Source organism: Streptomyces fuscichromogenes (genome assembly GCF_014645815.1).
In the GTDB taxonomy this organism is placed as follows: domain Bacteria; phylum Actinomycetota; class Actinomycetes; order Streptomycetales; family Streptomycetaceae; genus Streptomyces; species Streptomyces fuscichromogenes.
In genome coordinates this window covers 128607-150452 of record NZ_BMML01000009.1, presented here as the reverse complement: position 1 = coordinate 150452, position 21846 = coordinate 128607, and the positions used below count along the sequence as shown (strand labels likewise).

The 21846-nt window shown below is 72.1% G+C and carries 23 protein-coding genes; 7 read left to right on the top strand and 16 right to left on the bottom strand.

Annotated elements, in window-relative coordinates; all coding sequences use genetic code 11:
* The first annotated feature begins 131 nt into the window (after positions 1 to 131).
* Positions 132 to 1646, top strand: coding sequence for a CehA/McbA family metallohydrolase (locus tag IEZ11_RS21145; protein ID WP_189264383.1), 1515 nt, complete (start codon positions 132 to 134; stop codon positions 1644 to 1646).
* A 185-nt stretch (positions 1647 to 1831) separates the two neighbouring features.
* The gene (locus IEZ11_RS21140) at positions 1832 to 2719 is read left to right on the top strand and encodes an oxidoreductase (RefSeq protein ID WP_189264382.1); all 888 of its coding nucleotides are present in this window, start codon (positions 1832 to 1834) and stop codon (positions 2717 to 2719) included.
* An 18-nt stretch (positions 2720 to 2737) separates the two neighbouring features.
* On the opposite strand, the gene IEZ11_RS21135 is transcribed toward IEZ11_RS21140, so the two are convergent.
* Genes IEZ11_RS21135 through IEZ11_RS21120 form a run of 4 tightly spaced genes read right to left on the bottom strand, consistent with a single transcriptional unit; the run spans position 2738 to position 4130 of the window.
* A complete protein-coding gene (locus IEZ11_RS21135; protein ID WP_189264381.1) occupies positions 2738 to 3061 on the bottom strand; it encodes a hypothetical protein in 324 nt (107 codons plus the stop codon).
* Between the two features lie 39 nt (positions 3062 to 3100).
* Entirely contained in the window at positions 3101 to 3382 is a 282-nt protein-coding gene (locus IEZ11_RS21130) for a hypothetical protein (protein ID WP_189264380.1), read from the bottom strand.
* Positions 3379 to 3654, bottom strand: coding sequence for a hypothetical protein (locus IEZ11_RS21125; protein ID WP_189264379.1), 276 nt, complete (start codon positions 3652 to 3654; stop codon positions 3379 to 3381). Before IEZ11_RS21125 ends, IEZ11_RS21130 begins: the two co-directional genes overlap by 4 nt.
* Before the next feature lie 50 nt (positions 3655 to 3704).
* The gene (locus IEZ11_RS21120; protein ID WP_189264378.1) at positions 3705 to 4130 is read right to left on the bottom strand and encodes an ATP-binding protein; all 426 of its coding nucleotides are present in this window, start codon (positions 4128 to 4130) and stop codon (positions 3705 to 3707) included.
* 201 nt (positions 4131 to 4331) lie between these two features.
* On the opposite strand from IEZ11_RS21120, the gene IEZ11_RS21115 reads away from it, so the two are divergent.
* Together IEZ11_RS21115 and IEZ11_RS21110 are read left to right on the top strand one after the other, a co-directional pair.
* Entirely contained in the window at positions 4332 to 5186 is an 855-nt protein-coding gene (locus IEZ11_RS21115; protein WP_189264377.1) for a Scr1 family TA system antitoxin-like transcriptional regulator, read from the top strand.
* A gap of 10 nt (positions 5187 to 5196) precedes the next feature.
* Positions 5197 to 5379, top strand: a complete 183-nt coding sequence (locus tag IEZ11_RS21110; protein ID WP_189264376.1) for a DUF397 domain-containing protein — start codon at positions 5197 to 5199, stop codon at positions 5377 to 5379.
* Here IEZ11_RS21110 and IEZ11_RS21105 read toward each other — a convergent pair.
* On the bottom strand, positions 5362 to 6210 hold the full coding sequence (locus IEZ11_RS21105) for an endonuclease/exonuclease/phosphatase family protein (RefSeq protein ID WP_229713241.1): 849 nt from the start codon (positions 6208 to 6210) through the stop codon (positions 5362 to 5364). The genes IEZ11_RS21110 and IEZ11_RS21105 overlap by 18 nt on opposite strands.
* Positions 6211 to 6298: 88 nt before the next feature.
* Here IEZ11_RS21105 and IEZ11_RS21100 point away from each other — a divergent pair, with 88 nt between their 5' ends.
* The gene (locus IEZ11_RS21100) at positions 6299 to 6685 is read left to right on the top strand and encodes a nitroreductase family deazaflavin-dependent oxidoreductase (protein WP_189264374.1); all 387 of its coding nucleotides are present in this window, start codon (positions 6299 to 6301) and stop codon (positions 6683 to 6685) included.
* Here IEZ11_RS21100 and IEZ11_RS21095 read toward each other — a convergent pair.
* Positions 6682 to 7245: a TetR/AcrR family transcriptional regulator gene (locus tag IEZ11_RS21095; protein ID WP_189264373.1), complete on the bottom strand. Its 564-nt coding sequence runs from the start codon at positions 7243 to 7245 to the stop codon at positions 6682 to 6684. The genes IEZ11_RS21100 and IEZ11_RS21095 overlap by 4 nt on opposite strands.
* A gap of 130 nt (positions 7246 to 7375) precedes the next feature.
* Here IEZ11_RS21095 and IEZ11_RS21090 point away from each other — a divergent pair, with 130 nt between their 5' ends.
* Positions 7376 to 8284 (top strand): SDR family oxidoreductase, encoded by a 909-nt coding sequence (locus tag IEZ11_RS21090; protein ID WP_189264372.1) that lies wholly within the window; start codon positions 7376 to 7378, stop codon positions 8282 to 8284.
* Between the two features lie 70 nt (positions 8285 to 8354).
* Here IEZ11_RS21090 and IEZ11_RS21085 read toward each other — a convergent pair whose 3' ends face one another.
* The 10 genes from IEZ11_RS21085 to IEZ11_RS21040 form a co-directional block, all read right to left on the bottom strand.
* Positions 8355 to 8900, bottom strand: a complete 546-nt coding sequence (locus IEZ11_RS21085) for a DUF3455 domain-containing protein (RefSeq protein ID WP_189264371.1) — start codon at positions 8898 to 8900, stop codon at positions 8355 to 8357.
* A gap of 199 nt (positions 8901 to 9099) precedes the next feature.
* Positions 9100 to 10560, bottom strand: a complete 1461-nt coding sequence (locus IEZ11_RS21080; protein WP_189264370.1) for an aldehyde dehydrogenase family protein — start codon at positions 10558 to 10560, stop codon at positions 9100 to 9102.
* Positions 10557 to 12287, bottom strand: a complete 1731-nt coding sequence (locus tag IEZ11_RS21075) for an N-acyl-D-amino-acid deacylase family protein (protein ID WP_189264369.1) — start codon at positions 12285 to 12287, stop codon at positions 10557 to 10559. Before IEZ11_RS21075 ends, IEZ11_RS21080 begins: the two co-directional genes overlap by 4 nt.
* Before the next feature lie 95 nt (positions 12288 to 12382).
* Entirely contained in the window at positions 12383 to 13501 is a 1119-nt protein-coding gene (locus IEZ11_RS21070; protein WP_189264368.1) for an LLM class flavin-dependent oxidoreductase, read from the bottom strand.
* A 97-nt stretch (positions 13502 to 13598) separates the two neighbouring features.
* Positions 13599 to 14369: an SDR family NAD(P)-dependent oxidoreductase gene (locus IEZ11_RS21065; RefSeq protein ID WP_189264367.1), complete on the bottom strand. Its 771-nt coding sequence runs from the start codon at positions 14367 to 14369 to the stop codon at positions 13599 to 13601.
* Positions 14370 to 14377: 8 nt separating this feature from the next.
* Positions 14378 to 15283, bottom strand: a complete 906-nt coding sequence (locus IEZ11_RS21060) for an LLM class F420-dependent oxidoreductase (protein ID WP_189264586.1) — start codon at positions 15281 to 15283, stop codon at positions 14378 to 14380.
* A 175-nt stretch (positions 15284 to 15458) separates the two neighbouring features.
* Positions 15459 to 16928: an FG-GAP-like repeat-containing protein gene (locus tag IEZ11_RS21055; protein ID WP_189264366.1), complete on the bottom strand. Its 1470-nt coding sequence runs from the start codon at positions 16926 to 16928 to the stop codon at positions 15459 to 15461.
* Positions 16929 to 17059: 131 nt separating this feature from the next.
* Complete coding sequence (locus IEZ11_RS21050; protein ID WP_189264365.1) at positions 17060 to 18316, bottom strand: amidohydrolase family protein; 1257 nt, start codon at positions 18314 to 18316, stop codon at positions 17060 to 17062.
* A 55-nt stretch (positions 18317 to 18371) separates the two neighbouring features.
* On the bottom strand, positions 18372 to 18872 hold the full coding sequence (locus IEZ11_RS21045) for an acyl-CoA thioesterase (protein ID WP_189264364.1): 501 nt from the start codon (positions 18870 to 18872) through the stop codon (positions 18372 to 18374).
* Positions 18869 to 20083, bottom strand: coding sequence for a macrolide family glycosyltransferase (locus IEZ11_RS21040; RefSeq protein ID WP_229713240.1), 1215 nt, complete (start codon positions 20081 to 20083; stop codon positions 18869 to 18871). Before IEZ11_RS21040 ends, IEZ11_RS21045 begins: the two co-directional genes overlap by 4 nt.
* A gap of 495 nt (positions 20084 to 20578) precedes the next feature.
* Here IEZ11_RS21040 and IEZ11_RS21035 point away from each other — a divergent pair, with 495 nt between their 5' ends.
* On the top strand, positions 20579 to 21823 hold the full coding sequence (locus IEZ11_RS21035; protein WP_189264362.1) for a wax ester/triacylglycerol synthase domain-containing protein: 1245 nt from the start codon (positions 20579 to 20581) through the stop codon (positions 21821 to 21823).
* Positions 21824 to 21846: the final 23 nt, after the last annotated feature.

The following is a 21846-nucleotide window of genomic DNA, read 5'->3' as shown; positions in this document are numbered from 1 at the left end:
GTCCATACCGACTGGTCGGCATCACACGTCGCGCCGCTCACACGGCTATGCACATGACATACGGACGCCGGTGGATTCCCGGTCCGCGCGGGTTCCGGGGGAGTTCACGTCGAGAAGGGAGAGTGAGCGGCATGTGTGAGGACACGCACGGCATCGGCAGACGCGCGCTGTTCGTGACGGGCGCCGCGGCAGCCCTTACGTTGGGACCCGTGAGCTTCGCGGCGGCGGCGGACGGCCAGGACCCGGGGACCCAGAAGACGGCGACGGTGAGCGGCACCCTGCCGCCCGGCTCGCCCGACTTCGTGTACGCACCGGTCGAAGTACCGGCCGGCGTACGGGAGATCAGGGTCTCCTACACCTACGACAGACCGGGCGTCCCGGCCGGCACCACGGGCAACGCGCTCGACATCGGCATCTTCGACCAGCACGGCACCGGGCTCGGCGGCAGGGGCTTCCGGGGCTGGTCGGGCGGCGCCCGCACGGAGTTCTTCGTCCGGGCCGACGACGCGACCCCCGGCTACATCCCCGGCCCGGTCGACGCCGGCACCTGGTACATCGCCCTCGGCCCCTACACGGTCGCCCCGCAGGGCCTCGCCTACGAGCTGACGATCACCCTCACCCACGGCGAACCCGGCACCCCCGTCCGCCCGGTCTACCCGCCGTCCCGGGCCAAGGGCCGCGGTCGCGCCTGGTACCGCGGCGACTGCCATCTGCACTCCTGGTACTCCGACGGCCGCCGCACCCCGGCCGAGATCGCGGCCCTCGCCCGTGCCGCCGGCCTGGACTTCATCAACTCCTCCGACCACAACACCCATTCCTCGCACCCGCACTGGGCGGACCAGGCCGGCGACGACCTGCTGATCATGCTCGGCGAGGAGGTCACCACCCGCAACGGCCATGTCGTCGCCCTCGGCACGGAGCCCGGCACCTTCGTCGACTGGCGCTACCGGGCCCGCGACAACCGCTTCGGCCGCTTCGCCCAGCAGATCCACAAGGCCGGCGGTCTGGTCGTACCGGCGCATCCGCACGCCACCTGCGTGGGCTGCGCCTGGAAGTTCGGGTTCGGCGAGGCGGACGCGGTCGAGGTGTGGAACGGCCCCTACACCCCCGACGACGAGGTGGCCCTGTCCGCGTGGGACGCCGCCCTGGTCGCCTCGGTGCGCGACAACCGGGAGTGGCTCCCGGCGATGGGCAACAGCGACGCGCACCGGGATCCCGACGCGGTCGGCATGCCCCAGACGGTCGTCCTCGCCGACGACCTGACCCGCGAGGCGATCCAGGCGGGGCTGCGCGCGGGGCGCTCCTACATCGCCGAGTCGAGGAACGTGACGCTGGCCTTCACGGCGACGGGCGGCCGCGGCGAACAGGCCGGCATCGGCGAACGCCTCGCCGTCGCCCCCGACACCCCGGTGACCGTCCGCCTGGAGGCCTCCGGCGTACCCCGCTGCACGGTCCGCCTCGTCACCGACGAGGGCGTCCTCCTCACCAGCGACCCGCTCCCGGTGTCCGGATCAGGGGTGGTCGAATGGCAGACGACCCCGTCGTACGCGGCCTACGTCCGCGCGGAACTCCGCCACGAGACAGCGGCGGGCCCACTCCCCGGCGCCTTGGCGGCCCTGACCAACCCGATCTTCCTGGGGCGGTGAGACAGCGTCGCGAGGTTCGGAATTCTCCCCTGCCCGACGTTCTCTTCCGACAGGTTCAACGGCCATGCGTCGGCGGTTGGTTCCCGATCGACGTGTGACGTTCTGCCCAGTCCGTGGACCTGTCGTAACAGGGCGCGACCGGCCCATACTCCAAGACCTGACGGACCGGCAGGCGAAGGAGCACGGTGAACGCGGCAGCTGCAGCAGGGGCCTGGCGGCTCGGGGACCTGGAGGTGAATCGCATCGGCTACGGCACGATGCGGCTGACGGGCAACGGCATGATGGGCAACTCCGACGGCCCGCCGATCGACCGCGATGTCGCCGTCGGCCTGCTGCACAGCGCGTTCGAGCAGGGGGTCAACCACATCGACACGGCCGCCTTCTACTTCTCGCCGCTGCGGTCCGCCAACGAGCTCCTCAACCGCGCCCTGTCGTCCTGGCGCGGGGACGTGGTCGTGGTGACCAAGGTGGGCCCGGCGCGCGATCCCTCCGGGGAATGGGTTTACGGGGCCCGCCCCGACCAGCTGCGCGGCCAGGTCGAGGAGAACCTGCGACAGCTCGGCCGGGACTGCCTGGACGTGGTGAACCTGCGCGTCGGTGGCCCCCGCACGGCCTCGATCGCCGAGCACTTCGGCGCCCTCGCCGAACTGCGCGAGGCCGGGCTGGTCCGGCACCTCGGGCTCTCCGCCGTCCTGCCCGAGCATGTGGCCGAGGCCCAGGCGATCGCGCCCGTGGTCTGCGTGCAGAACTCCTACGGTCTGGACTGGCGGCGCGCCGACGAGAGCGGACTGGTGGACCTGTGCGGGGAGCAGGGCATCGCCTTCGTCCCGTTCTTCGCGGTCTCCGGTCTGCGGCGCGAGGCGCCCGCAGACCAGGAGCACGACGCGCGCGTCCGCGCCGTCGCCCGCGCCCACGACGCGACGCCGGCCCAGGTGCGGCTCGCCTGGACCCTCCACCGCGGTCCGCACGTGCTGGCCATTCCCGGCACCGCGAACCCGGCGCACCTCGCGGAGAACATCGCCGCCGGTGCCCTGCGGCTGACCGGGGAAGAGCTGGCCGTCCTCGGCCGGTAGGGAACTGCTCGCACCCCGCTAGTCGGTGGCGCCGGGGCCGGGCGAGTGCGTCTCGGGGCCTCCCGGCCGGGCGATCCACATCATGCCGAGGGCGACGAAGACCACGACCGTGGTCACTGCCGTCATCACCAGTTCCAACGTCGGGTCGACACGGACCAGTTCGACCACCGCGTGGTACAGGACGACGGCGCCGAACAAGGCGTACCCGGTGCCCCACAGCCGAGGCCTGGACACCTTGCCTGCCAGCCACGGAAAGACCCGGAACCACTTGGCGACCGTGATGCCGGCGGCGATACAGAAGAAGCCGGTGACGAAAAGCATGATGGTGACGGCTGTGTCCACCGGCCGATCATCGCACCGTCGGGGCTCCCCGGAAACAGTTCAGTCCACGACCTGCGGATCACGGAAGTAGTAGACGACGGTCACGCCGAAACCCGGAGTGTGCGTATACACGACCGTGATGGCCTCGGCCGAGTCGCGGGCGAGAGGTGTCGTGTACGTGTACTCGACAGAAGGCGGACGCCAACCGGGAATCTCGCGGCCGGCCGACGGGTCCCGTGCGATCACGCCCAGCGCATCCCGCACCATTTCCCGCTCCCCCTCCGTCAGATCTCCGAAGGCCTTCCTCGCGGGCTCGGCCTCCTCCAACGGAATGTCCTTCACGTACCGCCGCCTCCGGCTCGCGCGTCCTCCAGCGCCGTCATGATCTCGGGCGAGTTCCTGATCAGGACCCGGTGCCGGTAGGCGCGGACGACGGCGGCGGCGCCGGCGAAGTCGTCGGTGGACGAAGCTCCTATGGCCGCCGCGAGCTCCTCCTCGAAGCGATCGCGATCGCCCGGGAACCCGTAGCGGCTGAGCGCGCTGCGCAGGTCGTCCACGGTCCGGATCTCCGGCAGCGGCATCGCTCCCCAGCCATGCTCGGACTGTGCGCTCATGATCGGCTCCTGATGAAGGGGCATCGCTCCACTCCCCAGTATGGCCCTGGTCACCACGCCACCGCCCCGCCTCCGCACTCGGCCCACAGCAGCTTGCCGAGTTCATGGAGCCGCGACGCGCCCCAGGTGTCCGCGCAGGCCCGCACCAGGGGCAGTCCCCGGCCGTGCTCGGCGTCGGGCGGGGGCGGCGGGGCGGGTGCGTTCGAGAAGCCGGGCGGGACGTGCGGGTCGGTGTCCCACACGGCCACCCGGAGCCGGCCGGGCTCGGCCGAGCGGAGGCGGAGGGCGTACGGCCCCTTCGTGTGACAGTGCGAGTTGGCGAGCAGTTCGGCGGCCAGGAGCTCCGCGGTGGGCGTGAGCTCGGTCATCTCGTGCGCGGCCAGAATCAGTCTCAGGGTGCCCCGTGCGATACCCGGTGCGCGTGGATCGTGCGGAAGGTGCAGGGTGTAGTTCCAGGACGGGGATACGGTGGCCATCGGAAGTCTCCGGTCACTGAGGGGAGTTCGACAGGTGCCTGGTGTCTGTGCCGTGGCGTCCCACGGTGCGCTTCCAGGAGGGGCGCCCAGGAATGACGATAGAGGTCCCGCAAAGCAGCTTTGCGAGCTTTCGAAGGATCTCGGCCTCATCTCCCTCGTGTGAGTGACAAGCTCGCTGTACGTCCGCCAGGAGGAAGAATCATGACGCCAAGGCCCGCGCCGACGGCCCGACGCGTCCGACTCGCCACCGAGCTGCGCAAACTCCGCGAACGGGCGGGCCTGACCTCCACCGAGGCCGCGCAGATGCTCGGTACCAGCTCGGGTCAACTCAGCAATGTGGAGTCGGCCAGGTTCGGAGTGAGCCCCGACCGCGTCCGGGCGATGGCACACATCTACTCGTGCACGAACCAGCCCTACATCGACGCCCTGGCGGACATGGCCGCAGAGAAGACGCGCGGCTGGTGGTGGGACGCCTATCGCGAGGTACTTCCGTCGGGGCTGCTCACCCTCGCCGAACTGGAGCACCACGCGACGGCCATCCGCACCGCCTTCACCTCACACGTTCCGGGCATGCTCCAGATCGGTGAGCACGCCCGGGAGATCTTCAGCCGGGCCATCCCGGCCCCCACTCCGCCGGAAGTCGAGCACCGGGTCTCACACCGCATCAAACGCCAGGACGTGGTGTTCCGGGAGAACCCGAATCCGTACAGCACGGTGATCCACGAAGCAGCCTTGCACATGCGCGTCGGCGGTCGGCAGGTGGCCCGGCACCAGCTCAGGCACCTGATCGACATGAGCCTGCGGGACCACATCACCCTTCGGGTGCTTCCCTTCGACGTCGGAGCCTTCCCGGGATCCGGCCAGTCCATCAACTACCTGTGCGGGACCGTGACGGAGCTGGACACCGTGCAACTCGACCAGTTCCACGGTCCCGTACTGCTCGACGCCGAGGCCCACTTGGAGAAGTACCGACGCCTCCTGGACGTCGTCGAAGTCATCGCCCTCAGCCCCGCGAAGTCCCGGGACCTGATCCACGCCATCATCCAGAACCTGTGAAGGAGCCGGTATGTCCACGCGCCAATGGCGGACGTCGTCGTACTGCCAAGAAGGCGAGGCCTGCGTCCACATATCCACCACCCCGACCGCCATACGACTCGCCGACGCCGACCCGCCCCGCACCGTCCTCACCATCGGCCCCGCGGCCTTCGGCGCTCTTCTCGACCTGCTGAAGTCATCCGCCGGACGGTGACCCCGCAGGGCCGCCGTCGCTCAGGTCCGCCACGACCGCCGCGTGGTCCGAGGGCCAGACCCCGTCGACCGGACCGGCACCGGCCCGGCGTGCGGTCAGTACCGTGCCGATGCCGCCGGGGCCGGCCGGTGCTCCGACGTGGATGTAGTCGACGCGGACGCTGGGGCCGAGGCCTGGGTGGACGTACGGGTTGGTGTTGTCCCAGGTGGCGGAGGGAGCGGCCGGGTCGGCGTACTCCCAGGCGTCGAGGAAGACCTGGCCGGGTACGACCGGTGCGGTGCGGACCCCGGCGAACCGGCGGACCTCGTCGGAGTCCGGCCAGGCGTTGAGGTCACCGGTGACGACGGGCGGGAAGCCGGTGCCCGCGCGGTGGGCGGCTACGAACTCGGCCAGCGCGGTGACCTGTTCGACGCGTACGGCCGACAGGTGCAGCTGCGAGGTCAGGTGGACGGTGAAGAAGGGGACGGGGTGGGCGGGGGCGGCGAGGCGGGTGTAGAGGGCGAGGCGGCCGTCGTCCAGTTCCCGGGGCGCCGGCAGGCGCAGCACCTCGCTCTCCACCACCGGCCACCGGCTGAGCACCGCGTTGCCGACCTGGACCCCCGGCTCCTCGATCCGGCGTTGCCAGCGCTCGGAGGCCGGGGAGGGGGTCCAGGCCCAGTGCATGCCGAGTTCGCCGGCGAGCCACCCGGCGAGGTTCTCGCCGTCCGCGGCCCACACCTCCTGGAGGCCAGCCACGTCCGGCCGCAGCTCGCGCAGCACCGCGAGGATCGCCTTCTGCCGTTCGGCCCAGGGGCCGAAGCGCCACCACAGGTTCCAGGTCACGATCCGCACGGGCCCACCGTCTCTCGTCGGGGAAGTGTGAGAGACATTGAAGTGGACCCCGGTGCCGAAGGACGGCAGAAGAGAGAGCCGAGGAAACATGTCCGACCGCAGATTCCGTGCCACCACCGCCTTCCAGCGGCACATCGCCAACCCCTTGACCCGGCTGCTGCCCTTCCAGACCCTGCTGGAGACCACCGGCCGGGTCTCCGGCGAGCCCCGGCGCACCCCGCTGGGCGGGCGGCGGGTCGGGGACAGCTTCTGGCTGGTCTCGGAGTTCGGGACGAAGTCCCAGTACGTACGGAACATCCAGGCCGATCCGCGGGTCCGGGTACGGATCGGCGGGCGGTGGCACCACGGCACCGCCCACCTGCTGCCCGACGACGACCCGGCCGCCCGGCTGCGCACCCTGCCCAGGGGAAACAGCGCGGCGGTCAAGGCACTGGGCACACGGCTGCTGACGATCCGGGTCGACCTCGACGACTAGCCGCCCGCCGTGACCGCCTTGAGTTCGCTCAGTGACTCCCGGAGCAGGTCGGGCAGTTCGCGCTGTTCGGCGGGGGCGATCCAGCGCTCGTAGCCGACCTTGAAGACGGCCATCCCGGCCTCCGCGGCGAGGGCGGCGGCGTGGTCCGGGACGCCCCGGGCCCGCAGGGCCTCCGTCACGGCCGCGGCGAGCGTGGCGCGTTTGATCAGTTCGCGTTCCAGGAGTTCCGGATGCGAGCCGACGACGGAATGCCGCTGCCGGGCGGTCCCGCGCTCCGGGAACACCGCCGCGATCGCCACCAGCCCGGCCGCCATGACGTCGATCGGCGCGGCGGACGCGGGCGCCTCGGCAACCGCCCTCGTGAACGCCTCCCGCAGCGCCTCCGCACCGCCGAACAGCACCTCGCGCTTGTCGGCGTAGTGCCGGAAGTAGGTGCGCTCGGTGAGCCCGGCCCGCCGCGCGATCTCCGCCACCGTGGTCTGTTCGTAGCCGCGCTCGCCGAACAGTTCCAGCGCCGCCCGCGCCAGGCGCTCCCGGGTGTTCGGCTCCCATCTGCCCATGGTCGGATCCTACGCGATGACAGTCCCTGACATCAGTGCTAGCGTCGATGACGACAGTCACTGACATCACTTGATGTCGCCCGACGGCATCCGCCGGGAATTCGGCTCACTCGTGGTCTGAGGTACTCCCATGCGCATCTTCGTCACCGGCGCTTCCGGCTGGCTCGGTTCCGCCCTCGTCCCCGATCTCCTCGAAGCGGGGCACGAGGTCACCGGCCTCGCCCGCTCCGACGCCGGCGCGGCCGCGGTCTCCGGCGCCGGAGCCGGTGTGGTCCGGGGCACGATCGACGACCTCGACGTCCTCGGTACGGCCGCCGCCGCGTCGGACGGCGTGGTCCATCTCGCCTTCAAGCACGACATCGCCTTCTCCGGCGACTTCGCGGGCGCCGCGCGGGCCGACCGCCTGGCCGTCGACACCCTCGTCGACGCGCTCGCGGGCAGCGGGCGGCCGCTGGTCGTCGCCGGCGGGTTCATGGGCTTCCGGCCGGGGCACACCACGACCGAGCGGGACATGCCGTCGACCGACGGATCGGCCTTGTCCGACCGCGCCGCCACCGCCGCCGCGCTGCTGGACGCGGCCGCGCGGGGCGTGCGCTCGTCGGTGGTACGGCTGTCGCCGACCTGCCACGGCGACGGGGACGCCGGGTTCATGGCGGCCCTCGTCGCCCTCGCCCGTGCCAAGGGCGTCTCCGGCTACCTCGGTGACGGCACCAACCGCTGGCCCGCCGTCCACCGCCTCGACGCGGCACGGCTGTTCCGGCTGGCGGTGGAGCGGGCGCCGGCCGGAACCGTCCTGCACGGCGTCGCCGACGAGGGCGTCGAGATCCGCGCCGTGGCGGAGGTGATAGGCCGCCACCTGGACGTCCCGGCGGCCCCGGTCGCCCCCGAGGACGCCCCGGCCCACTTCACCTGGCTGGCCGGCCTCATCGGCCAGGACCTCCCCGCGTCCAGCGCCCTCACCCGCGAGCTCCTCGACTGGCGCCCGCTGCGGCCGGGACTCCTGGCGGACCTGGAGAAGGGGCACTACTTCCGCGCCTGAGCCCGTCGGCCACCGGGCGGTCCCGTCCGGATCAGCGGGACGACCGGCCGATCAGGACGGGACACCAGGGTCAGCTCGCCTTGTAGAACGCGTACGTCGCCGTGTAGCGCACGCCCACCTGGTCGGTGCCGGTGCAGGTGCCGGCCGGGGCCACGCCGCCCGTCGTGCCGAGGCGCTGGATGTAGGTGACGTCCCCGAACACCCCGGTGCCACGGGTGGCCGTGGCCTTCAGGAGCAGTTCGGGGATGGTGCCGTCCTTGGGGGACGTGGCGACCGCGGACGCGTTGACCGCGCTGCCGTCCACCGTGGACACCCACACCGGGCCGCGGGAGTGCAGGGCGACCGGGCGGTCCCTCCGGTCGGTGAGGACGGCCGCGGGCTCCAGGAGCTTCCAGGCGCCGTCGGTACAGGCGTAGGTCTGCGTACCCCGGCCGGTGAAGACCCCGGACAGCGTGTTGCCGTCGGGCACCGCGAGCGCGGCGGGGGCCTTGACGACGGGTAGGCGGGGCGCGGCCTCCGGGACCGCGGCGTTGCCGACGGAGGCGGCCAGCAGGGTGCCGGCGGCCGCGGCGGCGAGGGCGACGGTGGTGAGCAGGATTCTCTTGGTGTGCTTCATCGGGTGCTCTCCGGGCGTTTTCCGTACAGGTTCAGGGAAGGGCGGGCCGGGAATCGGAAAACCGGCCGCACGCCCTGTACCCCGACGCTACGGATGCACCGCCGCCCATGGGGGCGGTTGCCCCAGGTCTGCTCCGTATCTGCCCCGCGTCTGCCCATGTGTGCCTCAATGGGCATACGGAACAGGGCAGTTGGGAGGGTCACCCGGGCCAGACGATCGCCTGCACCTCGCTGTAGGCGTGCAGCGCGTACGAGCCGACGTCCCGCCCCACCCCGCTCTTCTTGAACCCGCCGAACGGTGCCTCCATGTTCCGGCCGACCGTGTTGATGCCGACGCCGCCCGCCCGCAGCCGCCGGGCCACCCGGAACGCCCGTGCCACGTCCCCGGACCAGACGTAGTCGATGAGGCCGAAGTCGGAGTCGTTGGCGAGGGCGATGCCCTCCTCCTCGTCGTCGAAGGGGACGACGGAGACGACCGGGCCGAAGATCTCCTCGCGGGCCACCCGCATGTCGTTGGTGCAGTCGGCGAGCAGAGTCGGGGGGACGTAGAACCCCCGCTCCAGCGCCGGGCGTTCACCGCCCGTCACCACCGTCGCGCCCTCCTTGCGGCCCAGTTCGACGTACGACTCGACGCGCGCCCGGTGCTCCGCGGTGATCAACGGCCCGACCACCGTGCCGGGGTCCGCGGGGTCGCCGACCTTCAACCGGCCCGCATAGGACGCCAGTTGTTCGACGAGGCGGTCGTAGAGCCCGCGCTGCACCAGCACCCGGGTGGGCGCCGTGCAGATCTGCCCGCTGTAGAAGGAGAAGGTCGTGCCGATCCCGGCCACCGCCGAGCCGACGTCCGCGTCCTCGAAGACGACCGCCGCGCCCTTGCCGCCCAGCTCCATCAACTGGCGTTTCATGTCCCGCCCGCACACCTCGGCGATGCGCTGCCCGACGGCCGTGGACCCGGTGAAGCTCACCATGTCGACGTCGGGTGAGGCGACGACGGCCTCGCCGACGCCCACGTCCTGTCCGGAGACGACGTTCACGACCCCGGCCGGGGCCCCGGCCGCCTCCAGCGCCGCCGCCATCCGGTAGACGGAGAGGGGGTCCTGCGGGGCGGGCTTCACGACCACCGTGTTGCCCATCGCCAGCGCCGGCGCGACCTTGCCCGCCGGATTGGCCCACGGGTTGTTGTACGACGTGATGCAGGCGACCACGCCGACCGGCTGGCGCACGGCCAGCGCGCCCATCACACCGGCCCTGCCCATCGGCCCGGCCTCGTTGATCTGCGGCGGGATCGCCCACTCCGCCGGCTCGACGGTGGCGTAGCGGCGGAACCGGGCCACGGCCACCCCCACCTGCATCGCGCGGGCGGTCCCGGTGGTCGCGCCGGTCTCGGCACGGGCGAGGTCGGCGTACGCGCCCAGCTGCCCGCGGATGATGTCGGCGGCCCGGCCGAGCACCGCCGCCCGCTCCGCCGCCGGCGTCCGCGACCAGCCGTCGAGGGCCTGCCGGGCGGCCGCACAGGCCGCCCGGACCTGTTCCCGGGACGCTTCCGGCGCCCAGCCCACGGTCTCCTCGGTCGCCGGGTCGACGACCTCGTAGTGCCCGCCGTCGGGGTCCGTCCACCGGCCCCCGACGAACAGCCGCTGCCCGTCCGCCGTCGCACTCACCGGGTGCTCACCGTCCTGGTGTCCCGCCCGGACCGCAGCACCCTGCCCGGTACCGCACCGCTGACCACGTCGTCCCGGATGGCCTCGACGCCGTTCACCCAGACCGCGCGCACCCCGATCGCCTTCGCGTCCAGGCGCGGACTGTCTCCCGGCAGGTCGTGCACCAGGGTGGCCTGGCCGGCGGCGATCCGCTCCGGATCGAAGAGCACCAGGTCCGCGTGCCAGCCCTCCGCGATCCGCCCCCGCTCCCGCAGCCCGAAGAGCCGGGCGGGATCGTCGGTGAGCATCTTCACGGCCTGTTCGAGGCCGAGCAGCTTCCGGCCGCGCAGACAGTCACCGATGAAGCGGGTGGTGTACGGCGCCCCGCACATGCGGTCCAGGTGCGCCCCCGCGTCGGACCCGCCGAGCAGCACGTCCTCGTGCTGCCAGGTCTCGGCGCGCAGCGCCCAGGAGGCGGGGTCGTTGTCGGTGGGCATGGGCCACAGGACGGTACGGAGGCCGTCGGCGGCGCAGATCTCGACGAGGGTGTGGAAGGGGTCCTGGCCGCGCTCCTGCGCTATGTCACGCACCACCCGGCCCGACAGCCCGGCGTTCGCCTCGCTGTACGTGTCCCCGATGACATACCGCCCGAAGTTCGCCAGCCGCCGGAAGACCCCGGCCTCCTTGGAGTGGGCGCGCTCCAGCATCTCGGCGCGTACCCCGGGATCGCGCAGCTTCTCGATCCGCTCCGGAACCGGCAGCCCGAGGATCGGCCCCCACCCGGGGATCAGGTTCAGCGCGCAGAAGGTCCCCAGCGACATGTTCATGGGCGTGAGGATCGGCATGGTCAGCGCGACGACCCTGCCGCCCGCCTTCCGGGCCCGTTCACTGGCCTGGAGCTGCCGGGGCACCCGCTCGGGCACGGCGGCGTCCACGGTCAGCACGTTCCAGTTCAGCGGCCGCCCGGCCACCGCGCTCATCTCGGCGAACAGCTCGATCTCGGCGTCGCTGAACTGGTCGAGGCACCCGGCGACGATCGCCTCGATCTGTGTCCCCTCGTGCTCCCCGACGGCCTTCGAGAGGGCCAGCAGTTCGGCGGGGAGCGCGTGCCGCGACGCCACCGGCTGCCCGTCCCCGTCGGAGTGGGTGCTGGACTGGGTGGTGGAGAAGCCCCAGGCTCCCGCGTCCATGGCCTCGTGCAACAACCGCACGATCTCGGCGAGTTGTTCCTCGGTGGGCTGCCCGCCGATCGCGTCCGGTCCCATCACGTACCGGCGCAGCGCACAGTGCCCCACCATGAACCCGGCGTTGACGGCGATCCGCCCTTCGAGCGCGTCCAGGTACTCCCCGAAGGAGTTCCAGCTCCAGGGCGCCCCCTCCTCCAGGGCGACCAGGGACATGCCCTCGACCTTGGACATCATGCGGCGGGTGTAGTCGGCGTCGTCGGGACGGGACGGGTTGAGCGGGGCGAGGGTGAACCCGCAGTTCCCGGCGGCGACGGTCGTGACGCCGTGGTTCAACGAAGGGACCGCGTACGGGTCCCAGAAGAGCTGGGCGTCGTAGTGCGTGTGCGGATCGACGAACCCCGGAGCGAGGACGAGCCCCGTGGCGTCCTCACTGGTCCGGGACTCCTCGGTGACGGCACCGACGACGGCGATACGACCGTCACGGATGCCGACGTCGGCGGTGAAGGCGGGCGCGCCCGTCCCGTCCACGACGGTCGCGGCCTTGATGACGTGATCAAGCATGGGGCTCCCTTTTCAGCTGAGGGGACTCGTCCCACCTGAAGGGGCGCGGGGAACTGCGCGACCAGCCCCCACGCGCCCGCAGCCGCCGTACGGCCTCAGGCGGCTTCCCGGAACCGCGTCGTCCGGTGGACGGGATCCGTGTCGATCTTCGGAATCACGTGCTCCCCGATCAGCCGGATCGTCTGCAGTGTCTCCTCCTTCGGCACCCCCACCGGCAGCCCGAAGCTCAGCTGGTCGGCGCCCGCCTGCTCCCACCGCTTGCACTGCCGCAGCACCTCGTCCGGATCGCCGCAGATCAGCAGCTCCTCCTCGACGAGGAGTTCGACGAACTCGGGCGTGTACTCCGGCAGCGTCTCCGGCCACTCCGGGAAGCCCTCGGGCCGCGGGAACGTGTCGTGGTACCGGAACACCAGGGAGGGCAGGTAGTGCAGCCCGCCGCTCGCCGCGATCCGGATCGCCTCGTCGTGCGTCGGCGCGCAGATCGCCGTCGTCGTCACCATCACGTTGTCGTTGACGAAGTCCCCGACCGGCTCGGCGTTCACGATCGCCGTCTTGTACTGCTCCAGCACCCACTCCATGTCGGAGACCTTCTGGATGCTGAACCCGAGCACCCCGAGCCCCTTCTTCGCGGCCATGGCGTACGACGGCGGCGACCCGGCCGCGTACCACATCGCGGGGTGCGACTTGCCGTACGGCTTGGGCAGCACCTTGCGCGGCGGCAGCTGCCAGTGCTTGCCCTGGAAGCCGACGTACTCGTCCTGGAGCCACATCTTGGGGAACTCGGCGATGGTCTCCTCCCAGATCTCCTTGGTGTAGTTCATGTCGGTCACACCAGGGATGAACCCGAGGATCTCGTGGGAGCCGGCGCCGCGTCCGCTGCCGAACTCGAAGCGGTTGCCGGTGAGATGGTCGAGCATGGCGACCTTCTCGGCCACCTTCACGGGGTGGTTGACCTGGGCGAGCGGGTTGAAGATCCCGGAGCCGAGGTGGATCCGTTCGGTGGCGTGGGCCAGGTAGCCCAGGTACACGTCGTTGGCCGACAGGTGGGAGTACTCGTCGAGGAAGTGGTGCTCGGAGGCCCAGGCGTACTTGAAGCCGGACTGGTCCGCCTGGATGACGTACTCGGTCTCCTCCATCAGTGCCTTGTGCTCGGCCAGCGGGTCGGTCTCGGCTCGCTTGCCGACATATCCCTGTACAAAGAGCCCGAATTCCAAGGCGGTTCACCGTCCCAAGTTCAGGTGGTCCCTGTGGTCGCTATGAGTGCTACGACTTTCTGACGTTGCGTCAGAAACGTCAATAGATGACGGACCGTCAGATGACACTGACCCCCGCCAGCCAGCCCCCGTCGATCACGAACGGCTGCCCGGTGATGTACGACGAGTCGTCCGAGGTCAGGAAGAGCGCCAGCTTCGCCACCTCCTCCGCCCGCCCGATCCGGCCCAGCGGCACGAGCTTGCGGTACAGCTCGTCCAGTGCGCGGCTCATCTCCGCGGGGTCGGCGGCCGGGTCCAGCCGGGCCGGGTTGGACATCGCGGTGTCGATGGCGCCGGGGCAGATCGCGTTGACGCGGATCCGCCGGGCGGCGAGTTCCAGCGCGGCGACCCGGGTGAGCCCGAGCACCGCGTGCTTGGTGGCGGCGTAGGTGCCGACCGCCGCCATTCCGGTCAGCGCGGTGTAGGAGGCCGTGTTGACGATGGTCCCGCCGTCGTCCAGCTCGGGCGCGACCGTCTTCATGCCCAGGAAGCAGCCCACCTGGTTGACCTGGACGACCTGCATGAACTCGTCCAGGGGTGTGTCCACGAGCGCGTTGAAGCGCAGGATGCCCGCGTTGTTCACCAGCCCGTCGAGGCGGCCGTACGCCTGCTTCGCGGCGGCGACCGCGGCCTGCCACTCCGCCTCCACCCCCACGTCCAGGTGGACGTAGCGCGCCCCGATCTCCTTGGCGAGCGCCTCGCCCAGGTCGTCCAGCACATCCGCCACGACCACGCGCGCACCCTCCGCGACGAAGAGCCGCGCCTCCTGCTCGCCCTGCCCGCGCGCCGCCCCGGTGACGATGACGACCCGCCCGTCCAGCTTGCCCATGCCACTCCTCAGGTGAGCCGGGGCGCGACATCCGCCCCGAACGCCTCGATCTGGTCGATGAGTTCGGCCCGGCTCCGGCTGCGGAACCGCACCTGGATCTGGTGCACGCCCATGTCGCCGTAGGCCCGCAGCGACTCGGCGATGACCTCCGGGGCACCGGTGAGGGTGCGGCGGCCCACCGCCCAGTCCGGGGTGCCGACGTACAGCGGTTCGGTGATCGCGCCGACGGTGATCGGCTCCTCGACGCCCGCCTCCTCGCGCAGCCGCCTCAGCCGGGCGATCTGCGCCGGGAGCCGGTCGCGCGGGTCGCCCTGCGGCAGCCAGCCGTCGCCCTTGAGCGCGGCCCGCCGCACCGCGGCCGGCGAGGACCCGCCGACCCAGACCGGCACCCGCTCCTGCGCGGGCCGGGGCCGCTGCCCGAGCCCCTCGAAGTCGTAGAACTTGCCGTGGTGGGAGGGGAACTCCTCCGGGCCGAGCGCCGCCCGCAGCGCGTCGACCGCCTCGTCGAGGACCGCGCCGCGCTGCCCGAAGTCCACCCCCAGCACCTCGAACTCCTCCCGCACGTGCCCGGCGCCGACGCCGAGGACCAGACGGCCGCCGGAGAGGTGGTCGAGGGTCGCGTACTGCTTGGCGGTCAGCAGGGGGTGGCGCAGGCCGACGACGGCGACATGGCTGAGCAGCCGCACCCGTTCGGTCACGGCGGCCAGGTGGGCAAGGGTGGCCACCGGGTCGTACCAGACCGTGCTCATGGCCTCGGCCAGCCGGCGCGGGATCGCCACGTGGTCGCAGACGGCGAGGTAGGCGAAGCCTGCGCGCTCGACGGCGCGGGCGAGCGCCACCAGGTCCGCCGGGCCGGCGGCGGCCTCCCAGGGTTCCGCGTAGATGGTGGACTGGGACTGGACGGGAAGTTGCATCCCGTAGGCGAGGCCTTCCCCGGGCGGGACGGGCACGATGACCCCCTCAGCAATGACTGACGATGCGTCAGATGACGACCGCTGGGACACATCGTCGTAGCTGACGTGTCGTCAGACAAGGGGCGGCCCCGGCGGAAACCTGTCCGCCGGGGCCACCGGGGTCGCGCGCCGGGTGTCAGCGGGCGAAGTCGTCGCCGAAGTTGGCGTCGGCGACGGGCGCGCCGAGGGCGACGGGCCCGAACGAGACCGCGCCGGAGGCCGTCGGGCCGACGGCGGTGGAACGGAAGGCCCAGGCGGCGCCGTCGAAGGTGTTCTCGCCGGGGGCGCCGACGTACAGGTCGGCGCGGCCGTCGTTGTTGGTGTCGACGAGCGCGGTGTGGCTGCCGAAGAAGTCGTTCTGCTCGGCGGTACCGGGGACACCTGCGGTGTTCTGGTTGAAGGAGACGGCACCGGCGCCGGTCAGCCCGCCCTTGCCACCGCGCAGCACGGTCACCGCGCCCGCCGAGGCGACCTTGCCGATGCCCTCGTTCGGGGAGCCGGCGGCGACGTCCGCGTAGCCGTCGCCGTTGACGTCGGCTACGGAGATGCCCCAGCCGAAGCCGTCACCGAACTCGGAGGTGCCGGGCACACCGGCCGTGTTCTGGTCGATGACCGTCGTACGGGAGGTGTCGGGCCCGGCCGCCGAGCCGTACAGGACGCCGACCTGGCCACCGATGCGATCCGGGTCGGCCTGGGTCTCCCCCGAGCCGTCGAGGGGACGCCCGATGACGAGGTCCGCGTAGCCGTCCTTGTTCACGTCGCCGATGCCCAGGCTGGAGCCGCCGGGGACCCGGCTGCCGTCGGCCTTCTTCAGGATGACCGGGGCGTCGAAACCCTGCTTGGTGCCGTGCAGGTAGGACACGCTGTAGAGCTCGGGCTCCCCGTCCTCGCCGTCGTAGTGGACGAGTCCGACCAGGTCGGTGATGCCGTCGTGGTCGACGTCTCCGGCGGCGACGTCGTCGGTGGCGTAGTCCAGGTCGAAGGAGAGGCCACCGGAGTGCGCGGCACCGGTGGTGCGGGTGAACGGACCCTTCAGCAGGCGGGTCGTCATGGCCACGTCGAGGTGACCGTCACCGTCGAAGTCGCCCACGGCGGGGTGCGAAGGGTCGACCCGGTCACCCGCGACACCGGTCGCCACGACCTTGCCGCCGGACAGCCCGCTCTTCCCGCCCCAGACGACGGTCAGCGTGCCCGCGTTCTGCACGGCACCGACATCCTCACCGCCCGCACCGACGACCAGGTCCGCGTATCCGTCGCCGTCCAGGTCGCCGAGGGCGAGGCCGGAGCCGAAGAAGTCCTGGGTCTCGGCAGTGCCGGGTATGCCCGCCGTGTTCTGGCTGATGACCTGCCGGTGCGAGGTGTCCAGCCCTTTCCGGGAGCCGTACACGACGCTCACGTACCCGGCGCGGGCGTGCCCGCCGACCTTGCCCCAGGAGGCGGCGACGGCGAGGTCCGCGTAGCCGTCGCCGTTGAAGTCGGCGCGTACGCTCTGGGCGCCGGCTGACTGCGTACCGGCCGCGTGCGCGCTCACGGGGCCGACGACGGCCCCTGCGACCGCCAGGGCGGCCACGAGTCCGAGGCGGGGACGAAGCCTGCGCTTGCTCATGCGGAACTCAACTCCCGTTGATGAAAGGACATTTACCAACGAAAGGAGTCAAGATCCTCACGTCGTCCTCCAGTACGACCGTCCCGTCGGCACGGGGGTTGCTCTGGAAGCCGGCCGGAATTTCCCGCCCGTCAACCGGCGGCTCCGGTCGCCGCGGCGGCTCCGGGCCACCGGCCGTCCGCCGTCAGCCCCAGCAGGTCGATCGCGTTCCCGCGGACGATCCGCTCCACCACGTCGGGGGCCAGGTGGCCCATCTGGTCCTCGCCGACCTCGCGGGACTTCGGCCAGGTGGAGTCGGAGTGCGGGTAGTCGGTCTCGTAGAGGACGTTGCCGACGCCGATCGCGTCGAGGTTGCGCAGGCCGAAGGCGTCGTCGAAGAAGCAGCCGTAGACATGCCCGGCGAAGAGTTCGGAGGGCGGGCGGGTGACCTTGTCGGCGACCCCGCCCCAGGCGCGGTTCTCCTCCCAGACCACGTCGGCGCGCTCCAGGATGTAGGGGATCCAGCCGATCTGGCCCTCCGCGTACATCACCTTGAGGTTCGGGAAGCGCTCGAACTTGCCGCTCATCAGCCAGTCGACCATCGAGAAGCAGCAGTTGGCGAAGGTGATGGTGGAGCCGACGGCGGGCGGGGCGTCGGCGGAGGTGGAGGGCATCCTGCTGCTGGAGCCGATGTGCATGGCGACGACCGTGCCGGTCTCGTCGCAGGCGGCGAGGAAGGGGTCCCAGTCGTCGGTGTGCACGGACGGCAGCCCGAGGTGCGGGGGTATCTCGGAGAACGCGACGGCGCGGACCCCGCGGGCCGCATTGCGGCGGACCTCGGCGGCGGCCAGCGCGGCGTCCCACAGGGGGATGAGGGCGAGGGGTATCTGACGGCCCCCGGCCAGCGGGCCGCACCACTCCTCCACCATCCAGTCGTTGTAGGCCCGGACGCAGAGCAGGGCCAGTTCGCGGTCCTTGGCCTCGGTGAAGGTCTGCCCGCAGAAGCGGGGGAAGGTCGGGAAGCAGAGCGCGGACTGGACGTGGTTGACGTCCATGTCGGCGAGCCGCTGCGGGACGTCGTACGACCCGGCCCGCATCTGCTCGTACGTGATCACCTCCAGCTTGATCTCGTCCCGGGAGTACCCCACGGCGGTGTCGAGGCGGGTCAGCGGGCGGTGCAGGTCCTCGTAGATCCACCAGTCGCCTATGGGGCCGTCCTCCCCCGGCTTCCCCATCACCGGCTTGAACCGGCCGCCGAGGAAGCTCATCTCCCTCAGCGGCGCCCGGACGATGCGGGGCCCGGTGTCCAGGTACTTCTTCGGGAGGCGGGACTGCCAGACGTCCGGCGGCTCCACGGTGTGGTCGTCGACGGAGATGATCAGCGGAAACGTGCCGTCCTGGGTGTCCATGGCGCTCACGGTAGCGCCGATCTGACGAACCGTCAGCTGTCGGGATGACGGTTCGTCAGGCGGACGGGAGGCAGTCGCAGGTCGCGTGCCGCGCCAGCACGGCCAGCTCGTCGTCCTCCAGCCTGCGGGTGCGGCGGGCGGCGGGGTCGTAGGCGACGCAGGTGCTCACGCAGGTGCAGAACACCTGGTCGCCACGGGTGATCCGGCTGGTCAGCTCGAAGGAGGAACGGCGGACCGTGCTCACGGTGGTGCTGATGACGGCCGGTTCCGGGCGCAGGTCGAGGGCCTCGGTGTAGTCGAGTTCGTGGCGGGCGTAGATGACCCGGACCCGAACGGCCTGGCCAGCGGGCTGACCGGGCTGTCCCGGATGGCCGCGCTGGAGGTAGAAGAGGTCCACGTGGGCGTCCTGGATCATCTCCAGGAGGCGGACGTTGTTCACGTGGTTCATCGGGTCCAGGTCGCTCATCCGGACCGGGCGGCTGTAGAGGTGCGGACGGTGGTGGTGCGGCAGTGCCGGTGCGGGGACCGTCAGGGCCCTCAGGGTCGCGTGGCTCACCGGCCCGCTCCGAGCGCGTCCTCGACGAGGTCCGCGGCGGCCGGCGCGCCGCCCGACCGGCGGGTCTCCGTGCGCAGGGCGGTGACCCCGGCGCGCACCGCCGGGTCCTTGGCGACCCGCAGTACGGCCTCCCGCAGCGTCGCCGCGGTGACCTGCTCGCGCGGCAGGTGCACGCCCAGTCCGAGCTCCTCGATCCGGCCGGCGTTGACCCGCTGCTCGGCCATCTGCGGGATCGCCACCATCGGCACCCCGTGCTGGACGGCCTCCATCGTGCCGCCCATCCCGGCGTGGGTGACGAAGACGGACGCGTGGGCGAGCACGGCCAGCTGCGGGACCTGCGCGTGCACCTCGAAGTGCGCCGGGAGCGGGCCGAGCAGCTCCGGGGTGACGTCCGGGCCGACGGCCATCACGACGTGCAGCGGGAGGTCGCCGAAGGCCTCGACGCACACCCGGTAGAACTCCGGGCGCCGGGTGAACTGGGAGCCCAGGGAGACGAGCAGTACCGGCACGTCGGGGCGGGGCGGCTGCCAGGACCCCTGGTAGGAGCGGTCGCCGAGGGCCGGGCCGACGTAGGCGACCCGGCCGGCCGTGACCGTGTCGGCCCGGCGCTGGAAGACGCGGGGCAGAAAGGCGATCGCCCGCTCGGGCCGCTCGACCTCGTGGATGCGGGCGGGGTCGAGGCCGGCCTCGGTGAAGGCGGCGGCGAGAGCGTCGTACCCGGGGAGTTCGGCGAGACCGGCGGCGCCGTCGAAGAACTCGGGGAACAGGCCGTCGTAGGCCAGGTGCGTGGGCGAGCACAGCACCGTGGGCACGCCCCACCGGGCACCCAGCAGCAGGCCCGCGAAGCCGTAGACGTCGTAGAGCACCAGGTCGGGGCGGTCGTGCCGGTACGCCCTGGTCAGTGCGGGGAGCGAGCCGAGGGATGCGTGGACGGCGCGGGCGAAGCCCTCCGCGAGGCGCTCGGGCGCGTCCGAGCCGTCGCTGTGCACCGGGTAGACGACGGGGTCGGCGCCGGCCGCCTTCACCACGTGCGTGAAGTCCTCGGTGATGGCGTACGTGACCCGGTGGCCCCGGCGCACCAGCTCCTCCACCACTGCCAGGGTCGGGTTCACATGCCCCTGCATCGGCAGGTTCACCACGGCGATGTGCGCCGGGTCCGCACGGCGGTGCGGGGGCGCGGAGGCGGGGGCGGCGGGGCTGGTGCCAGGCACGATGAGCGTTTCCTGTTCCTGAGCGGCGTCGGGGCGCCCGTCGGTTCTTGGGGACCGTGGGTGTGGGAAGACGGGCATCGGTACAACGACACCGGGCCGCCTCACGCGACTGGCAACGGGTGGAAGACAACCCCTTCGTGGTGACTTACGGGACGTGGGGTTGACTGACGCGGGGGGTGTGGGTGGGCGTCGGCCGGGGGGGCAGCGAGCCGGGAGCCGCGAGCCGCGAGCGGGTGGGGGCGCAGGCCGACGGCGGGTCGGGCCGCAGGCCCGCGGCAGGTCGGACCGCAGGCCGCCGGCGGACGTGACCCGGGGGCGGCGGTGGACGTGGCCGGGGGCGGGAGCTGTTGCCGGGCGTCGGTGAACGCCGTTGGACGCCGTTGGACGCCGGTGGACGCCGGTGGACGCCGGTGGACGGCGGTGGACGTGACCGGAGGTCGGGGGCGGGCGTTGGGCGGGGCAGGGATCGCCGTTCGACGCGACAGGAGCCGCCTCATGCCCGCACCGCATCTGCCCTTCCTGGAGGAGGGCATGGCCCGCTGGCCGTTCGCGCCGCCCAACGCCGGGGTCGCGCTGGACTTCGCGGGGTCGCCTCCGCAACTCGGCGAACTGCGCACGCTGGTGCGGGAGCGGTGGGCCGGGCTGTCCCGGCTGGACCGGCAGTTGGTGCGGGACGAGCGGCGGCCGCTGTCGGGGTGGGCGCGCCGGCACCGCTGGGCGGCTCCGGCCGCCGGCCAGGACCCGGCCGGGCAGGTGCTCGGCACCGGCCCGGGGACCCTCCAGGACGCCGTACGGGACTGGTTCCACCGTCCGTTCCCGGGCGGCGAGCCGCCCTGGAACCTCCATCTCCTGCGCGGTCCCTCGGACGGCGAGTTCACGCTCCTCTTCCGTATGCACCACAGCCTGCTCGACGGCCGGTCGCTGACCACCCTGCTGCGTGCCCTCCTGGACGGCTGCGCCCCGGTGGACCCCGACGCCGCGGCGGCCGGTCCGGGCGAGCTGCGCCGGAAACCTGCACCGGGCGGCCAACCGGGTCTGCTGACCGCCGGCTTGGCGGTGCCGCTCCCCGGCAAGGGCGAGCGGCGGACGGCGTACGCGGTCCTGCGTCTGCCCCCGGAACTCGTACGGGCCGCGCAGCGGCACCCCGGGGCGACCACCAACACCGTTTTCCTGGCCGCCGTTTCCGGAGTCCTGCGGTCCTGCCTGCTGACCGCCGGCCCCACCGAGGCCGCCGGTCCGGTGTGGCTGTCCGTCCCGGTCGACCAACGCCCCGCCGACCGGGGCGACTTCCTCGGCAACGCGTTCTGCAACGTCCGGCTGCCCGCCCCCGTCGCGCTGCCCGACCCCACCGCCCGGCTCCGGGCCTGTGCCGGCCTGCTCACGACCGTCACCCGTCCCCTCGGCAGAGCGGAGAAACTCCTGGAGTCGGCCGTCACCGCCCTCCCCGGCCCCGCCCAGGCGCTCGCCCGCGGCCGCCTCTTCGCCCCCGCCTACGCCCCCGCCGCCTGTACCTACGTCCACCTGCGCGAGGCCGGCCGCACCCTGGCGGGCCGCCCGCTGCGCCGGGTCACCCTGGTCCCCATGGTCCCGCCGGACGACACGGCCACCTTCGCCCTGGGCGGCTGCGCCCGCGGCCACACCCTGAGCGTGTTCACCAACTCCGGTGCCGAGGACGCCGATCTGCTCGCGGAGTCGTTCCGCCACGAACTGGCCCTGCTCGCGGAGGCCGCGGCTGTGTGAAGACTATGTGGATCACCGTGTGT

What these genes read in the sequence shown, in the direction of transcription:
- IEZ11_RS21050 (WP_189264365.1), bottom strand. Translation starts at nt 18,316, where the DNA reads ATGGACACCCAGGACGGCACGTTTCCGCTGATCATCTCCGTCGACGAC.
- IEZ11_RS21145 (WP_189264383.1), top strand. Translation starts at nt 132, where the DNA reads ATGTGTGAGGACACGCACGGCATCGGCAGACGCGCGCTGTTCGTGACG.
- IEZ11_RS21085 (WP_189264371.1), bottom strand. Translation starts at nt 8,900, where the DNA reads ATGAAGCACACCAAGAGAATCCTGCTCACCACCGTCGCCCTCGCCGCC.
- IEZ11_RS21100 (WP_189264374.1), top strand. Translation starts at nt 6,299, where the DNA reads ATGTCCGACCGCAGATTCCGTGCCACCACCGCCTTCCAGCGGCACATC.
- IEZ11_RS21055 (WP_189264366.1), bottom strand. Translation starts at nt 16,928, where the DNA reads ATGAGCAAGCGCAGGCTTCGTCCCCGCCTCGGACTCGTGGCCGCCCTG.
- IEZ11_RS21120 (WP_189264378.1), bottom strand. Translation starts at nt 4,130, where the DNA reads ATGGCCACCGTATCCCCGTCCTGGAACTACACCCTGCACCTTCCGCAC.
- IEZ11_RS21060 (WP_189264586.1), bottom strand. Translation starts at nt 15,283, where the DNA reads ATGCAACTTCCCGTCCAGTCCCAGTCCACCATCTACGCGGAACCCTGG.
- IEZ11_RS21095 (WP_189264373.1), bottom strand. Translation starts at nt 7,245, where the DNA reads ATGGGCAGATGGGAGCCGAACACCCGGGAGCGCCTGGCGCGGGCGGCG.
- IEZ11_RS21075 (WP_189264369.1), bottom strand. Translation starts at nt 12,287, where the DNA reads ATGCTTGATCACGTCATCAAGGCCGCGACCGTCGTGGACGGGACGGGC.
- IEZ11_RS21035 (WP_189264362.1), top strand. Translation starts at nt 20,579, where the DNA reads ATGCCCGCACCGCATCTGCCCTTCCTGGAGGAGGGCATGGCCCGCTGG.
- IEZ11_RS21090 (WP_189264372.1), top strand. Translation starts at nt 7,376, where the DNA reads ATGCGCATCTTCGTCACCGGCGCTTCCGGCTGGCTCGGTTCCGCCCTC.
- IEZ11_RS21065 (WP_189264367.1), bottom strand. Translation starts at nt 14,369, where the DNA reads ATGGGCAAGCTGGACGGGCGGGTCGTCATCGTCACCGGGGCGGCGCGC.
- IEZ11_RS21110 (WP_189264376.1), top strand. Translation starts at nt 5,197, where the DNA reads ATGTCCACGCGCCAATGGCGGACGTCGTCGTACTGCCAAGAAGGCGAG.
- IEZ11_RS21115 (WP_189264377.1), top strand. Translation starts at nt 4,332, where the DNA reads ATGACGCCAAGGCCCGCGCCGACGGCCCGACGCGTCCGACTCGCCACC.
- IEZ11_RS21125 (WP_189264379.1), bottom strand. Translation starts at nt 3,654, where the DNA reads ATGAGCGCACAGTCCGAGCATGGCTGGGGAGCGATGCCGCTGCCGGAG.